This is a genomic window from Pseudomonas sp. SCPG-7, from assembly GCF_002156405.1.
Lineage (GTDB): Bacteria > Pseudomonadota > Gammaproteobacteria > Pseudomonadales > Pseudomonadaceae > Aquipseudomonas > Aquipseudomonas parakoreensis.
In genome coordinates this window covers 763,216-779,772 of the sequence record NZ_MVOO01000001.1, presented here as the reverse complement: position 1 = coordinate 779,772, position 16,557 = coordinate 763,216, and the positions used below count along the sequence as shown (strand labels likewise).

The window sequence follows — 16,557 nt, the reverse complement described above, 5'->3', positions numbered from 1 at the left end:
GGCCTCAGGCTTTGTCAGTCAGGTTTTTGCCGATCATTCGCACCAGAATGATCGCGGCGATGTTGGCGATGACCACGGCAATCAAGCCGCCCGCCGAGGCCATGCCGACGTCGAACTGCACCAGCGCCTGGTTGTAGATCAGGTAGGCGAGGTTGGTCGAGGCGTAGCCGGGGCCGCCGTTGGTGGTGGTGAAAATCTCGGCGAACACCGACAGCAGGAAGATCGTTTCGATCATCACCACCACGGCAATCGGCCGCGCCAGGTGCGGCAGGGTCAGGTGCCAGAAGATCGCGACGGGACCGGCGCCATCCAGACGCGCGGCTTCCTTCTGTTCCTGGTCGAGAGACTGCATGGCGGTCATCAGGATCAGGATCGCGAAGGGCAGCCATTGCCACGAGACAATGATGATGATTGACAGCAGCGGGTAGTGCGCCAGCCAGTCCACCGGCTCGGCGCCGAACAGCCGCCAGACGTAAGCGAGAATCCCCGAGACCGGATGGAAAATCAGGTTTTTCCAGATCAGCGCGCCGACCGTGGGCATGATGAAGAACGGCGAGATCAGCATCACCCGCACGATGCCGCGACCGAGAAACTCGCTGGCCTCGAGCAAAGCGCTGATCAACACGCCGAACACCACGCTGATCAGCAGCACGCTGCCCACCAGCAACAGGGTATTGGTGGCGCCGGGCAGGAAACCGGAGTCGGTCAGGAAGTAGGTGAAGTTCTCCAGCCCGACGAATTCGTTCACCCCCGGATCGAGCAGGTTGTAGCGAATCATCGAGAAGTAGAGGGTCATGCCCAACGGCACGATCATCCACAGCAGCAACAGGGCCACCGAAGGGCTGACCAGAAACCAGCCGGGATTGCGTACGCGGACTTTGCGCTGGGGTTGCGCGAGGTCGAGGTGGGCTTTGGCAGTTGAAGTATTCATGGTGATCACAACCGTTTGGGTGCAGATACATGTTCAGGAAAGACAACCGTCCTGACATCGACGCGAATCCTGTGGGAGCTGGCTTGCCAGCGATGAGGCAGGCACATCCGACATTGATGTTGGCTGCTCAATCGCCATCGCTGGCAAGCCAGCTCCCACAGGTCAAGTAGTGGTTACTTGGGATAACCCGCGCGCTTCATCTCGCGTTCGGTGGTTTGCTGCGCGGCGGCCAAGGCCTGATCCACCGTGGTCTGGCCGATCAGCGCCGCCGAGAACAGCTTGCCGACCTGGGTGCCCACGCCCTGGAATTCAGGAATGGTCACCAGTTGAATGCCGATGTACGGCACCGGTTTCAGCGTCGGTTTGCTCGGATCTGCCGCTTTCAACGATTCCAGCGTGACTTTGGCGAACGGCGCCGCGCTCATGTAAGCATCGCTGTAGGTCGAGGCGCGGGTGCCTGGCGGCACGTTGGCGATGCCGTCGGTCTTGGCCACCAGCTCGCCGTATTCCTTGGAGGTCGCCCACGCACTGAAGGCCTTGGCGGCGTCCTTGGCCTTGGAGCTGGTCGGAATCGCCAGTGCCCACGAATACAGCCACGCCGAACCTTTGTCAGTGACCTGATGCGGGGCGAAGGTGAAGCCGACGTGATCGGCGACCTTGCTCTGGGTCTTGTCGGTGACGAACGAACCGGCGACAGACGCATCCACCCACATCGCGCACTTGCCACTGTTGAACAGCGCGAGGTTCTCGTTGAAACCGTTGCTGGAAGCGCCCGGCGGGCCGGATTTCTTCATGGTGTCGACGTAGAAGTTCAGCGCGTTTTTCCACTCCGGTCCATTGAATTCCGGCTGCCATTTCTCATCGAACCAGCGCGCACCGTAGGCATTGGCGACGGTAGTGATCAGCGCCATGTTCTCGCCCCAGCCGGCCTTGCCGCGCAAGCAGATGCCGTACTGCTCTTTGTCCTTGTTGGTGAGTTTTTCGGCGAAACCGGCGATCTGTTCCCAGGTCGGACGCTCGGGCATGTTCAGGCCGGCGTCCTTGAACAGGTCGGTGCGGTAATAGGTGATCGAGCTTTCGGCGTAGAACGGCAAAGCGTACAGCGAGCCCTTGACCGAGAGTCCTTCGCGCACAGACGGGAACACGTCGTCGAGGGCGTAACTGGCCGGCAAGTCCTTCATCGGTTCCAGCCAGCCTTTGGCGCCCCAGAGTGCCGCTTCGTACATGCCGATGGTCAATACGTCGAACTGCCCGCCCTGGGTGGCGATGTCGGTAGTCAGGCGCTGACGCAGGACGTTTTCTTCCAGCACCACCCAATTGAGCTTGATCTCCGGATGCTCGGCCTCGAAGGTTTTCGAGAGCTTTTGCATGCGGATCATGTCGCTGTTATTGACGGTGGCGATGGTCAGGGTCTGGGCGCCAAGGCTGACGCTGCTGAGGGTCATGCAAGTGAGGGCAAGCAGAGCTTTTGCAGTGGGTTGCATCGTGCACTCCTTTTCTACGTCCGTTGGGAAGCAGAAGGACAGTTATTGTTTTTGTGTCTTCCTGTGCAGGAAGAATGTGTGCTGATTACAGCCCTCTATCGACGGACTGACAAATCATCCATCGCACTTGAACCGATACTTTTTTGCACTGGCAAAAAAGATCGCAGCCTGCGGCAGCTCCTACACCGATTCCTGTAGGAGCTGCCGCAGGCTGCGATCTTTTGATGTGGCTATCAAGCGTGATTCTGTTCGGTCAGGCGCTGCACCGCGAGGCGTCGATAGTGCGACGGCGTCATGCCCTTGAGTTGCTGGAAGCGCCGATTGAAGTTGGAAATATTGTTGAACCCCGACTCGAAACACACCTCGGTCACCGGTTTGTCGCCGTCGGCCAGCAGTTCGCAGGATTTGCTGATGCGCAGACGATTGACGAACTCGATGAAGTTGCGGCCGGTGGCCTGTTTGAATACGCGACTGAAGTAGGTCGGCTTCATCCCCAGATGCTCGGCGACTTCTTCCAGCGTCAGCTCCCGGGCGTAATGGTCGAAGATGAAATCGACGGCGCGGTTGGTGCGGTCGATGTTGTGCTCGTCGGCCAGTTGCGTGTTGGTGGCGCCGGACAGCAACTGATAGTCGTCTGTCGCCGCGAGCAATTCCATCAGAATGAAAAAATGCCCCAGACGAGTGATACCGCGCGTATCGGCAATTCGCTGCATCAGCGTCATGGCCTGGCGGATCGTGTCTTTGTCGCGAAACTCGATGCCGTATTGCGCGCGCTCCAGCAGCGGCGCCAGAGTCTTGAGTTCGGCAAATACCTGGTGCCCGCTGTCGAACAACTCATCGGTGAAGTTCACCAGCATGTCGCGCTTTTCCACCACTTCGTCTTCGGCCACCTGGCTGATCCAGTTGTGCGGCAGATTGGGCCCGGTAAGGAACAGCGTTTGCGGATAAAAGTTGCCGATGTAGTCGCCGATGAAGACCTTGCCGGAACTGGCGACGATCAGGTGCAGTTCGTATTCCTTGTGAAAATGCCAACGCACTAAAGGGCAGGGAAAACCATGCTGACGGTAGATGATGGACAACCCGTTGTGATCGTCCATCAGCTCGTAGGAGGGATCAGTGATTCTGGTTGCCCGAGTCATGTCCGATACGTTCTGTTGTTATGTCCGGATGCTCATCATGCACGCGCGTCACGGACAGTGCCAGCACCTCAGCCCCGAGCCTTGACCAGGCCTTTGGCATGGTTGATCTGCTGGCAATATTCCGCGAGCCGCGTGGCACCGACGAAATCGGCATTGATAATGCTGCACTTTGGCGCCCAGCCCGAGTCCGGGCCAAACCATTGATTGAGTTCGTGGGTGATCCGCTTTACGCCGGCCAGTTCGCCATAGCTGGTGGCCGATAATGACCAGAGGCTGCCGGACGGCGGCGGATTGGCCAGTGTTCGTGTGATGTGTTGCTTGAGTTGCTCGGCAGAGGTGATATCTGAACCGCTCCACTCATGACGGATTTGCGGCCAGTACAGGGGCGACCTGAAATCCGGATGCGAGTCGCTTGCCAACACCACTCGTTGTATCGGACTGATCTTTTTAAGTTGTTCAATGGTCAGCTGGCTGTTGTTTCTGGGAATAAGCCGCGAACCCAGCTCCGTGGTGATGACTTCGTGCAAGCCCTTGTAATCGAATGGTTGATTATTGATGGCCTTGAGTTCATGTATGTCCAATACGATGAACTCGTTCGGGTTGTCAGTCAGGAAGACCTTGAGACTTTTTACAAGTTCGCTCAAGGCACGCCCCCGGAACAGTTTCACGCCATGAAACGTATGGAACTTCTTGATGCCCAGCCAGTGTTCATCGGCATGCAGACGCACGTCGAAAACGCGCACGCCTTCATTAAGTTGCTGAATGAACGGGCCATCCTGGCAGACAAACCAGTTTTTCGCCGGCTGCACATACGCCGGGTACGAAAAGTCGTAATCCAGCCCGGCGTTATGGGCTCCAGGCCAGACCACTTCACCCAGCGTCAGTTGGTCGATACCGGGTGCGGACGCCATCCAGTTTTTTAAAGGGTAGTTGCTCATGATGCATTCCGTTGCAGATAAAGTTTTATTCCGACCAGTCACATTACTCGGTCAGTTCGGAAGTTATTCTTTGATGCAGTCGGAAAAAGTACAAGTCAGCACTCTTTGCAAAGTGTTGGTACTGGGTTTTCGCGATTTTGGCTTATCAACTTTTCTGATTTTTGGCTTCGATCCACTGCGCCATGTATTGGGTACTTTTGTGCAAGTGGTGACGCAGCATGCTGCCAGTAAAGTTGGCGCGCCTTAATGCCGGCAAGTTATCGCGACAATGCTGCAGGCGAGCGATCAGCGCAGGGCCGTGATCAGTCTGCCGATAACGCGCGTCCAACAATGTGACGCCGGCCTGTTGTGCGGCGGTCCAGCGCTGTTGGTCTTCGTGCAGGGCGACTGCGGCATCGGCCAGGGCCTGGGCCGAAAGGGCCACTTCACCCGGCCATGACAGCGCACCGCACATGCCTTCGGCGCCGATGGGCGTGGTGACATTGGGCGTACCGCAGAGCATCGCATCGACGAGCTTGCCCTTGATCCCCGCGCCAAAGCGCAAAGGCGCCAGGCAAACCCGCGCTTGCGCCATCACTTGCAGTGCATCTTCTGCCCAGTTCATCACATGAAACCCCTGCGCCGCATTGTGCAGGGCTGTGGCCTTGGGCGGCGTATAGGCACCGTAGATATGCAGTTGGGCACTGGGCAATTGCTGGCGGATCAGCGGCCAGACGGCGGTCTTCATCCACAGCACGGCGTCCCAGTTGGGCGCGTGACGGAAGTTGCCAATACTCAGAAAGTGCGCGCGCTCTTCAAAGGGAATGAACGAACCGCGCGGCGGTTCGAGCATCAGCGGGCACCAGTGCAGCAGGTCGCCAGGGACTTGAAACTGTTCGACCAGCAACTGGATTTCCACTTCGGAAATCATCAGATTCAGATCGCAGCGGTACAACGCGGCGATTTCCCGTTTGGCCAGGTCCGTATCGGCCATCAACTCGAACTCTTCGCGCAGCGCCGGCGCGAACAGAGCGCTGAAGTCCTGATTGTCCGGGTCGTCTTTCAAATGCTCCTTGAGCCGTTGGTGGCGGGCGTGGCGCAGGCTCTGCAGGTCGGAAGTCTCCAGCACCCGCAAGGCATTCGGGCATTGCTTTTCGACGCGCCAGCCGAACTGCTCTTCCATCATGAATTGGTCGAACAGCACGATATCCGGGGCCAGTTCACGGATGAAAACATCGAAGCTGCTGTTGTTGAGTTCGATCGGCACCTCACGGATGCCCAGCGCGGTCAGGTCGGCCTTGTGCTCGCCCGGGCCGGCCGGGCTGCTGAAGGTGATGTCCCAGCCTTGCTGCAGGAATGTATCGAGGATCTGCATCACGTGCCCGCTGGCTGCCGAAGAGCGCGGTTCGGGCCAGACGTAACCGATGACCAGAACTTTGGTGGCGGGGGATGCAGTCATTGACAGGTGTTCCTTGCAGGCAGGCGGCTAAAAATGGCGCGCAATTAGACCACATCTGCAGCCGCTGCCGGATCAAGGCCAATCACTGGCCCAGGATGCCCTTGACCTTGTCACGCAATTGATCGATGGAGAACGGTTTGCCGATCACGTGCATGCCGGCAGGTACGTCGATGTTTTCGGCGTAACCGCTGGCGAACAAGACGGGCAGGGTGGCGCGGAGTTCACGTGCCTTGCCGGCCAGTTCACTGCCTGTCATGCCCGGCAGGCCGTAATCGGTCATCATCAAGTCGATACCCTTGCTCTGATCCCCGAGAATATTCAGCGCAGACTCACCGTCGTCCGCCTCCAGCACACTGAACTCCAGTTCCTCCAGCACATCGACGATGAGCATGCGTACGATGTCGTCGTCTTCTACTACAAGGATGGTGGGCGCTGGGGTGGACATATTGGGGCTCTCAAAAAAGGAAATCGGAATGGCGGCCGGTCGAAAATGCCGGGCTCTTGCATGAGTAAGTGGCGCATGGCCACAAGTTCCCGATTCAACGGAAAAAAGATTAGCTGCTCTTCGCGGCGCAAGGATAACGGTTGGTGCTCGGTAAGCGCAGGAAAATGTAGGAAATTGCTGCCAAAGCAGTCAGAAAAATGGATCCATACGACGGTTTTGGGGCAAACTCCCGGGTTTCGACAGTTCGACAAGGCCGCCCCATGCCCACTCCGTCTTCGATTGATGAAACACGGTTTCGCAAACTCCTGACGCGCAACATCGGATTGCCGCTGGGCGTTGGCGCGCTCAGCGCCGTGTTCTTTGTATCCCTGATTACTTATCTGCTGTCGGTGATCCAGTGGGTGGAGCACACCGATCGCGTCATCAATAACGCCAACGAAGCGGTGAAACTCACGGTTGATCTGGAAACCGGCATGCGCGGCTTCCTGCTCAGTGGCGATGAGCATTTCCTCGACCCGTACGAGACCGCCAAGCCGCGGATCAACGTGGCCCTCAACACCTTGCTCGAACTGACCGCCGACAACCCGGTGCAGACCGATCGTCTGCGTCGTTTGCAGGCGCTGCAGACCGAGTGGGCCAACTACGCACAATCGATGATCGATCTGCAGCGCTCCAGCGGTGATTACCGGGGCGCGGTCAAGGCCGGGCGCGGCAAGCGCTTGACCGACGAGATCCGCAAGCAATTCGAAGACGTGATCGACATGGAGCAGCAGTTGCGCACCACGCGCAACGAAGAGGTGCGCCGCACCACAATCTGGAGCATCACCCTGTACCTGCTGTTTATCGCCGGGATCAGCGGTTTGCTGGCGTATGTCGGTCGCCGTGATCTGGTTCGTTTGTCTGACAGCTACAGCGCCACTCTCGCCGCGCAACAGGCCAGCGCCGAGCGGCTGGAACGCCAGGCATGGATGCGCAGCGGCCAGACCGAGCTGGCGGAGCAGGTGCTGGGGCAACTGACGCTGAACCTGCTGGGGCGCAATATTCTGCAGTTCTGCGCGCAATACCTCGGCACGGCGGTGGCGGCGCTGTACGTGCGTGAAGAACACGGCGGCCTCAAGCGCGTGGCGTCCTACGGGTTCTCCCGCGAGCAGGAAGAAAAGGATCAGCAGATCTACAGCGGCGAAGGCATCGTCGGCCAGGTGGCCCAGCAGGGGCAACTGATTCGGCTGGATTCGGTTCCGGCCGACTACTTCAAGGTCAGCTCCGGCCTGGGCGCGGGCCTGCCGCACAGTGTGCTGGTGGTGCCGACCAGTGATGACGACCGGGTCAACGGCGTGATCGAGCTGGGCTTCCTGCGTCCGCTCACCGACCGCGATATCGATTTGCTGGAACTGATTGCCGGCAACATCGGCACTTCGATCGAAGCGGCGCGTTATCGCCAGCGTCTGCAGGAAGTGCTGGCCGAAACCCAGCAGCTCAACGAAGAGTTGCAGGTGCAGCAGGAAGAGCTGAAAACCGCCAACGAAGAGCTGGAAGAACAGTCGCGGATTCTCAAGGAATCCCAGGCGCATCTGGAAACCCAGCAAGTCGAGCTGGAACAGACCAACGAGCAGTTGGCCGAACAGGCGCAAACCCTGGCCGAGCAGCGCGACGCCATGGACCAGAAGAACACCGAGCTCAATCAGGCTCAGGTGCAGCTTGAAGAGCGCGCCGAGGAGCTGCAGCGCTCGAGCAAGTACAAGTCCGAATTCCTCGCCAACATGTCCCACGAACTGCGCACGCCGCTGAACAGTTCGCTGATCCTCGCCAAGCTGCTGGCCGAGAACCCGCAGGACAACCTGACGGCCGAGCAGGTCAAGTTCGCCGAGTCGATCTATTCCGCCGGCAACGATCTGCTGAACCTGATCAACGACATTCTCGACATTTCCAAGGTCGAGGCTGGCAAATTGGAAGTGATCCCGGAAAACACCAGTGTCGCACGGCTGGCCGACGGCCTGCGCCGCGTGTTCGAGCCGCTGGCGGCGGACAAGCAATTGACCTTCAGCGTCGAGTTGCAGCCGGATGCGCCGATCATGCTGTACACCGACCGCCAGCGCCTGGAGCAGGTGATCAAGAACTTGCTGTCCAACGCCGTGAAGTTCACCGAGCACGGCGCGGTCAGCCTGACCATCGCCGGCCAGCCAGACGAGCGCATTGCCTTCATCGTGCGCGATTCGGGGATCGGTATCGCCGCGGATCAGCAGGAAAGCATCTTCGAAGCGTTCCGCCAGGCTGACGGCACCACCAACCGCAAGTACGGTGGCACTGGCCTTGGTCTGTCGATTTCGCGGGATCTGGCGGCCTTGCTCGGCGGCTCGATCAGCGTCAGCAGCGCGCCGGGGCAGGGCAGCGTGTTCACCCTCGTGTTGCCACAGCAATACAGCGAGCCGGGCGACTCACCGTCCGCGCCGTTGTCCTTTACGCCGCCGCCGGTATCGAGCCCGGCCCCGGTGGCGCCGCCGTCGATTGCGGTGTCGCCCATGGCCCCGGTGCACATCCCGCGCTTTGCCGATGACCGTGGCAAGGCACCGTTCGCCACGCGCTGCATTCTGGTGGTGGAAGACGAGCCGAATTTCGCCCACATCCTTTACGACCTGGCCCACGAACTGGGTTATCAGTGTCTGGTGGCGCACGGAGCGGATGAAGGTTATGACCTGGCCCGCGAGTTCGTGCCGGACGCGATCCTGCTCGACATGCGTCTGCCGGATCACTCCGGTCTGACCGTGCTGCAACGCCTGAAAGAACACGCCGAAACCCGGCACATCCCGGTGCACGTGATCTCGGTCGAAGACCGCGTTGAAGCGGCGATGCACATGGGGGCGATCGGTTACGCAGTCAAACCGACCACCCGCGAAGAGCTCAAGGACGTGTTCGCCCGTCTCGAAGCCAAGCTGACCCAGAAAGTCAAACGTGTGCTGCTGGTCGAAGATGACGATCTGCAGCGCGAAAGCATTGCCCGCCTGATCGGTGACGATGACATCGAGATCACGGCCGTCGGCCTGGCGCAGGATGCGCTGGAGAAACTGCGTACCACGATCTACGACTGCATGGTGATCGACCTGAAGTTGCCGGACATGCTCGGCAACGATCTGCTCAAGCGCATGTCCACCGAGGACATCTGCTCGTTCCCGCCAGTGATCGTCTACACCGGGCGCAATCTGACCCGCGATGAAGAAGCCGAGCTGCGCAAGTATTCGCGTTCGATCATCATCAAGGGCGCGCGCTCGCCGGAACGCCTGCTGGATGAGGTGACACTCTTTCTGCACAAAGTCGAATCGCAGTTGTCCCATGAACGGCAGAAGATGCTCAAGACCGCCCGCAGCCGCGACAAGGTCTTCGAAGGCCGCAAGGTGTTGCTGGTGGACGACGACGTACGCAACATCTTCGCCCTGACCAGTGCGCTGGAACACAAAGGTGCAGTCGTGGTGATCGGCCGTAATGGTCGCGAAGCGATTGATAAGTTGAATGAAGTCGAGGACATCGATCTGGTGTTGATGGACGTGATGATGCCGGAGATGGACGGCTTTGAAGCCACCATTGAAATCCGCAAGGATCCGCGCTGGCGCAAACTGCCGATCATCGCGGTGACGGCCAAGGCCATGAAAGACGATCAGGAGCGCTGCCTGCAGGCGGGCGCCAACGATTACCTGGCCAAGCCCATCGACCTGGATCGCCTGTTCTCGTTGATTCGCGTGTGGTTACCGAAGATGGAACGCATTTAGTGGACAGCAGTCACTCCGTGGAGCGCAACAGCGAAATCGAATTACGCTTGTTGATTGAGGCGATCTACCTCAAGTACAGCTACGATTTTCGTGATTACTCGGGCGCTTCGATCAAGCGCCGGGTGCAGCACGCCTTGAGCCAGTTCGAGTGCGCGACGATCTCGGCGTTGCAGGAGAAAGTGCTGCACGATCCGACCGCGTTCATGCAGCTGCTGCAGTTGCTGACGATTCCGGTCAGCGAGATGTTTCGCGATCCGTCGCACTTTCTGGCGATTCGCCAGGAAGTGGTGCCGCTGTTGCGTACCTACCCGTCGCTGAAGATCTGGATTGCCGGGTGCAGCACCGGTGAGGAGGTCTATTCGATGGCGATTCTGCTGCGCGAGGAAGGCCTGCTCGAGCGTACGATCATCTACGCCACCGACATCAACCCGCGCTCGCTGGACAAGGCCAAGCAGGGGATTTTCTCGATGGAGAACGTGCGCGCCTACACCGCCAATTATCAGCAGGCCGGCGGCCAGCGCTCCTTCGCCGATTACTACACCGCCGCCTACGGCTACGCGATTTTCGACAAGAGCCTGTGCGAGAACGTGACCTTTGCCGATCACAGCCTGGCGACCGACAGTGTGTTCTCCGAAACTCAATTGATTTCCTGCCGCAACGTACTGATTTACTTCAACAAGAAACTTCAGGACCGTGCCTTCGGTCTGTTTCATGAATCGCTGTGCCACCGTGGCTTTCTGGTGCTGGGCAGCAAGGAAACGCTGGATTTTTCCGGCTACTCGAATCAGTTCGAGCCGCTGGTCAAACAAGAACGGATCTACCGCAAATTATGAACGACGCCTTGGATTTGCCTCGTGTCGAGGCCATCGTGGTCGGCGCTTCGGCTGGTGGGGTCGAGGCCCTGCTGACCCTGCTCGCGCCGCTGCGCCAAGGCTATGTGCTGCCAATCATCGTCGTGTTGCACCTGCCGGAAGAGCGCCGCAGCCAGTTGGCCGAAGTATTCGCCCGACGGCTGATGCTGCCGGTGGAAGAGGCGACCGACAAACAGGACATCGCTCCCGGTACGGTTTACTTCGCGACACCCGGTTACCACCTGTCGGTTGAGCAGGATCGCAGTCTGTCGCTGAGTCTTGAAGACCGCGTGCACCATTCCCGGCCAGCCATTGATTACCTGTTTGAATCCGCCGCTGATGCTTACGGCGCAACCTTGGCTGCCGTGTTGCTGACCGGTGCCAATCACGATGGTGCTCGCGGTCTGGCGCAAGTCAAACGGCGCGGCGGACTGACCATTGTTCAAGACCCGCAGGACGCGCAGGTCGCCACCATGCCTCTGGCTGCGCTGAAGATTCAGCAGCCTGACCATGTCCTACCCATTCACGGCATCGGCCGTCTGCTTGTCGAGCTGGAACGAATCGCATGCTGAGTAATATCCAGGCCAAATTGCTGATCGTCGACGATCTGCCGGAGAACCTGCTGGCCCTCGAAGCGCTGATCAAGCGCGAGGACCGCACGGTGTACAAGGCGCTGTCGGCGGACGAAGCACTTTCGCTGCTGCTGCAACACGAGTTCGCCATGGCCATCCTCGATGTACAGATGCCGGGCATGAACGGCTTTGAACTCGCCGAGTTGATGCGCGGCACCGAGAAAACCAAAAATATCCCGATCATTTTCGTCAGCGCCGCCGGCCGTGAACTCAATTACGCGTTCAAGGGCTACGAGAGCGGGGCGGTGGACTTCCTGCACAAGCCGCTGGATATTCACGCGGTGAAGAGCAAGGTCAACGTGTTCGTCGACCTGTATCGCCAAAGCAAGGCCATGAAGCAACAGGTCGAAGCCCTGGAGCAGGCCCGCCGCGAGCAGGAAGCGCTGCTGCAACAGCTGCAGAGCACTCAGTTGGAACTGGAGCAGGCGGTGCGTATGCGCGATGACTTCATGTCAATCGTCGCTCACGAAGTACGCACGCCGCTCAATGGCCTGATACTCGAAACCCAATTGCGCAAGATGCACCTGGCCCGGGACAACGCCGCCGCGTTCACCCTCGACAAGATGCACGCGATGGTCGATCGCGACGAGCGCCAGATCAAAAGCCTGATCCGCCTGATCGAAGACATGCTCGACGTCTCGCGGATTCGTACTGGCAAGTTGTCGATCCGTCCGGAGCGTTTCGATCTGGTGCAACTGGTGAGCAACCTGCTGCAGAATTTTGCCCAGCAGATAGAGGCCGCCGAGACCGAAGTGTCGTTCACTGCGTCCGGGCCGGTGGAAGGTTATTGGGACGAGTTCCGCATCGAGCAGGTGGTCTCCAACCTGCTGACCAATGCCTTGCGCTACGGTGGCCGCAGCCCGATTCAGGTGCGCGTGTACCGTGAAGGCGACGAGGCGCGGGTTGAGGTTCAGGACCGGGGCATCGGCATCAGTGAAGAGAATCAGAAACGTATTTTTCAACAGTTCGAACGGGTTTCCGCCAAGACGGTAGTGGCTGGTCTCGGGCTGGGTCTGTTCATTTCCGAGCAGATCGTCGCCGCCCATGGCGGTTCCATCGTCGTCGAGAGTCAAATCAACGAGGGCGCCCTGTTTCGCGTTTGTCTGCCAATCCAGGAAAACGGCATATCCGACGCAACCTCTGAGTGACCGCACGGTCGTATCAGCAGCTATTGACCGAACAAAGGCTTCCCATGAGCGTAGATGCACAAGATGTAGTACTCGTCGTCGAGGACGAACCGGTTATCTTGATGGTGCTGACAGACTATCTGTCGGGGCAGGGTTACCGCGTGTTGCAGGCCGAAAACGGCGAGCAGGCGTTCGAGATTCTCGCGAGCAAACCGCATCTGGACATGCTGATCACTGACTTCCGCCTGCCGGGCGGGATCTCCGGCGTGCAAATCGCCGAGCCGGCAGTCAAGCTGCGTCCGGACCTGAAAGTAATCTTCATCAGCGGCTACCCGCAGGAAATCCGCGAGACCGGCAGCCCGATCACCAGCAAGGCGCCGATCCTGGAAAAACCGTTCGATCTGGACGTGTTGCAGGAAAAGATTCAGGAACTGCTGGCCTGATCAAAAAACACTGAAATGCCCCTGTAGGAGCTGCCGCAGGCTGCGATCTTTTGATTTTAAAAAACAAGATCAAAAGATCGCAGCCTGCGGCAGCTCCTACAGGTGTTTTTGGGATCAGTTCTTGATCATCTCGCGGACCTTGGCGGTCAGCAGATCAAAGGTGAACGGCTTGGTGATCATCTGCATGCCCGGGTCGAGGAACCCGCCGCGCACAGCGGCGTGCTCGGCATAACCGGTAATGAACAGCACCTTCAGCCCCGGCCGGTACTGCCGACCGATTTCCGCCAGTTGCCGGCCGTTCATGCCCGGCAGGCCGACGTCACTGATCAACAGATCAATGCGCTGCGTCGAGTTGAGGATCGGTACCGCGCCGTCGGCATCGCCGGCTTCGACAAACGCATAACCCAACTCACTGAGCACTGCGCTGACCAGCACGCGCACGGCAGGGTCGTCTTCGACGATCAACACCGTCTCGCCGTCCAGCGCCTCCGGAGCCTGTTGAATAGCGGACACCGGATGCTCCAGTTCCTCGCCGCGGAAGCGCGGCAGGTACAGTTTGACCGTGGTGCCCTGATCGATTTCGCTGTCGATTGAGACGTGACCACGGGACTGTTTGCTGAAGCCATAGATCATCGACAAGCCTAAACCGGTGCCCTGGCCGATGGGCTTGGTGGTGAAGAATGGATCGAACGCGCGGTTGATCACGCTCTGTGGCATGCCGCTGCCGTTGTCGGTGACGCTGAGCATGACGTACTCGCCAGGTTCGAGGTTGGTGTAGGCCTCGGTGAATTCCTGTTTAAGGATCTGATTGCTGGTTTCGACCACCAGTTTGCCACCCTCGGGCATCGCATCCCGGGCGTTGAGCACCAGGTTGAGCAGGGCGCTTTCTAGTTGATTGGGGTCGGCTTCAGCGACCCACAAATCGTCGTTCAGGCGCATGTCGAGCTGAATGCTTTCGTTGAGGCTGCGTTGCAGCAACTCGCCCATCGACAGCACCAGGGTATTCATCTGCACGGCTTTGGAGTCCAGCGATTGCCGGCGGGAAAATGCCAGCAAACGGTGGGTCAGGCCGGCGGCGCGGTTGGCTGAGGTGACACCCAGATCGATCAGGCTGTCGAGGTCATCAAGGCGCCCGCGAGCCAGTCGTCGGCGCAGTAATTCAAGGCTGCCGATGATCCCGGTGAGCATGTTGTTGAAGTCGTGAGCAATACCGCCGGTAAGCTGACCGACCGCTTCCATTTTCTGCGACTGACGCAAGGCTTCCTCGTTGTGGCGAAGCTGCGCGGTGCGTTCCTCGACTTGCTGCTCGAGGGTTTCAAGGGTTGATTGCAGGCGCCGTTCACTTTCACTCAGATCGATCAGGCGATCACGGGCTTCGTACTGTCGTCGTCGCCCGCGCAGGGCGGTGGACACCAGACTGACCAGGGTCGCCGGATGAAACGGACGCTCGAGAAAGGTCACGTTGCCCAATAATTCACTCAGGCGTGAGGAGGGGCCTTGTTCGGGGCCGCCGTGGTGCGTCAGCAAGACGATCGGCAGATCCGACCAGGCCGGTTGCTGCTCCAGAAAATGCAGAAGCGTTTCCAGTTCCGGGCCGCGCAACGCTTCGGTAGCAATCAACAAGAGCCCGGCGCCAGGTTCCAGTTCTGTGCACAATGCGCCCAGATCCGGGGTGATGACCCCACCGTAACCCGCCTCATTGAGGATCATCAGCGCCACTTGGCTGTCGCGGCCCATGGGCGCGAGAATCAGCGCCCGTTCCGGCAGTGAAACGGAGGCTGTCACAAGGCTTCTTCCCGCAACAGCGGATTGCTGGCGCCAAGGTAAGTCGGTACGCCCCGCAACACACCCTGGAATGCTTCCAGCGGTTCGCCAATGGTCATGCCCTGGCTTGAAATGCGGTATTCACGGATGGTCGACTCGTGGTTGCCGGTGCGTTTCTTGATGATGGAAATGGCTCGGCGGACTTTGCCGATGGCTTCGAAGTAGCGCAGCAGGATCACCGTGTCGGCCAGGTAAGTGATATCGACCGGCGCCTGCATGTCGCCGACCAGACCGTGCTGGGCAACCGTCATGAATGTCGCCGCACCTTTGCGGTTCAGATACAGCAGCAACTCGTGCATGTGCAGCACCAGCGCGTTTTCTTCGGGCATCGCGGCCTGATAGCCGTTGATACTGTCGATCACGACGGTCTTGATGTTGCCCTCATCGACGCAGCGACGCACCCGGTGCGAGAACTCGCCGGGGGACAGTTCGGCGGCGTCCACCTGATCGATCAGCAGGTTGCCGGTCGCTTGCAGGGCCTTGAGGTCGATGCCGATATTTTTCATCCGCTCGAAGAGCAAACCCAGCTCTTCATCAAAGATGAACAGCGCCGCTTTTTCGCCGCGTGCTACGGCAGCGGCGGCGAAGATCATTGAAATCAGCGATTTGCCGGTACCGGCCGGGCCCAGGATCAGTGTGCTGGAACCGGTCTCGATGCCACCACCGAGCAGGGCGTCCATTTCCTTGATGCCGCTGGTCAATTGCAGGCGAGGATAGTCGCCACGGTGTTCGGCAGCGACCAGGCGCGGAAATACATGGACCCCATCGCCCATGATGGTGAAGTCATGGTAACCGCCACGGTACTTCTGCCCGCGGTACTTGATGATGCGTACGCGGCGGCGCTCGGCACCGTAATTGGGGGTCAGCTCTTCGAGGCGGATGACGCCGTGGGCGACGCTGTGCACGGTCTTGTCGAGGGACTCGGTGGTCAGGTCGTCAAGCAGCAGGACCGTGGCGTCGTAACGCACGAAGTAATGTTTGATCGCCAGAATCTGCCGACGGTAACGCAGCGAGCTTTGCGCCAGCAGGCGGATCTCCGACAGGCTGTCGAGCACCACGCGGGTCGGTTTGAAGCGCTCGACCACTTCGAAAATCTGCTTGGTGGCTTCACCGAGCTCAAGGTCTGAGGAATACAGCAGGCTTTGCTGATGTTCGGCGTTGAGCAGACTTTCCGGCGGTGTCAGCTCGAAAATCTCGATGTTCTCGTTCAGTTCCCAGCCGTGAGAGGCTGCGCCCTGGCGCAGTTCACGCTCGGTTTCCGACAGTGTGATGTACAGACAGCGTTCGCCGGCACGAGCGCCCGCCAACAGGAAATGCAACGCGACGGTGGTTTTGCCTGTACCGGGTTCACCCTCGAGCAAAAACACATGCCCTCGGGACAGACCACCGGCGAGGATGTCATCCAGGCCAATGATGCCGGTGGCGGCTTTTGCACTGATCAACTCGTTGGACGTAGACAAAGAATGCCCTCTCATGACTAGGGGAATCGAGGCAGCAGGCTGTACCAGCCGTTGTGCTCTACCTGATTACTTGACCGCTGCCGC

The 16,557-nt window shown here is 59.2% G+C and carries 13 protein-coding genes; 5 read left to right on the top strand and 8 right to left on the bottom strand.

The features are described from left to right. Window positions 1-4: 4 nt before the first annotated feature. The 6 genes from B1722_RS03500 to B1722_RS03475 form a co-directional block, all read right to left on the bottom strand. Window positions 5-931, bottom strand: coding sequence for a carbohydrate ABC transporter permease (locus B1722_RS03500; protein WP_041064327.1), 927 nt, complete (start codon window positions 929-931; stop codon window positions 5-7). A 173-nt stretch (window positions 932-1,104) separates the two neighbouring features. After that, window positions 1,105-2,415, bottom strand: a complete 1,311-nt coding sequence (locus tag B1722_RS03495; protein ID WP_086791376.1) for a sugar ABC transporter substrate-binding protein — start codon at window positions 2,413-2,415, stop codon at window positions 1,105-1,107. Between the two features lie 233 nt (window positions 2,416-2,648). Next, window positions 2,649-3,554, bottom strand: a complete 906-nt coding sequence (locus B1722_RS03490; RefSeq protein WP_041064319.1) for an AraC family transcriptional regulator — start codon at window positions 3,552-3,554, stop codon at window positions 2,649-2,651. A gap of 68 nt (window positions 3,555-3,622) precedes the next feature. Beyond that, on the bottom strand, window positions 3,623-4,492 hold the full coding sequence (locus B1722_RS03485) for a phospholipase (RefSeq protein WP_086791374.1): 870 nt from the start codon (window positions 4,490-4,492) through the stop codon (window positions 3,623-3,625). Window positions 4,493-4,637: 145 nt separating this feature from the next. Beyond that, on the bottom strand, window positions 4,638-5,930 hold the full coding sequence (locus B1722_RS03480; RefSeq protein WP_086791372.1) for a glycosyltransferase: 1,293 nt from the start codon (window positions 5,928-5,930) through the stop codon (window positions 4,638-4,640). A gap of 82 nt (window positions 5,931-6,012) precedes the next feature. After that, window positions 6,013-6,375, bottom strand: a complete 363-nt coding sequence (locus tag B1722_RS03475) for a response regulator (RefSeq protein ID WP_041064307.1) — start codon at window positions 6,373-6,375, stop codon at window positions 6,013-6,015. 260 nt (window positions 6,376-6,635) lie between these two features. Between B1722_RS03475 and B1722_RS03470 the strand changes: the two genes are divergently transcribed. The 5 genes from B1722_RS03470 to B1722_RS03450 are packed head-to-tail and all read left to right on the top strand — an operon-like array spanning window position 6,636 to window position 13,189. Next, window positions 6,636-10,136: a response regulator gene (locus B1722_RS03470; protein WP_086791369.1), complete on the top strand. Its 3,501-nt coding sequence runs from the start codon at window positions 6,636-6,638 to the stop codon at window positions 10,134-10,136. Beyond that, complete coding sequence (locus B1722_RS03465; RefSeq protein WP_041064296.1) at window positions 10,136-10,969, top strand: protein-glutamate O-methyltransferase CheR; 834 nt, start codon at window positions 10,136-10,138, stop codon at window positions 10,967-10,969. The genes B1722_RS03470 and B1722_RS03465 overlap by 1 nt, the downstream gene beginning before the upstream one ends. Then, a complete protein-coding gene (locus B1722_RS03460) occupies window positions 10,966-11,559 on the top strand; it encodes a chemotaxis protein CheB (protein ID WP_047294607.1) in 594 nt (197 codons plus the stop codon). The genes B1722_RS03465 and B1722_RS03460 overlap by 4 nt, the downstream gene beginning before the upstream one ends. Beyond that, window positions 11,553-12,767, top strand: coding sequence for a hybrid sensor histidine kinase/response regulator (locus B1722_RS03455; protein ID WP_041064291.1), 1,215 nt, complete (start codon window positions 11,553-11,555; stop codon window positions 12,765-12,767). Before B1722_RS03460 ends, B1722_RS03455 begins: the two co-directional genes overlap by 7 nt. A gap of 44 nt (window positions 12,768-12,811) precedes the next feature. After that, entirely contained in the window at window positions 12,812-13,189 is a 378-nt protein-coding gene (locus B1722_RS03450; RefSeq protein WP_016774860.1) for a response regulator, read from the top strand. Between the two features lie 114 nt (window positions 13,190-13,303). Here B1722_RS03450 and B1722_RS03445 read toward each other — a convergent pair whose 3' ends face one another. Both B1722_RS03445 and B1722_RS03440 read right to left on the bottom strand, forming a co-directional pair. Continuing rightward, window positions 13,304-14,974: an ATP-binding protein gene (locus B1722_RS03445; protein ID WP_041064284.1), complete on the bottom strand. Its 1,671-nt coding sequence runs from the start codon at window positions 14,972-14,974 to the stop codon at window positions 13,304-13,306. Continuing rightward, window positions 14,971-16,473, bottom strand: a complete 1,503-nt coding sequence (locus tag B1722_RS03440) for an ATPase domain-containing protein (RefSeq protein WP_041064281.1) — start codon at window positions 16,471-16,473, stop codon at window positions 14,971-14,973. Before B1722_RS03440 ends, B1722_RS03445 begins: the two co-directional genes overlap by 4 nt. Window positions 16,474-16,557 lie beyond the last annotated feature (84 nt).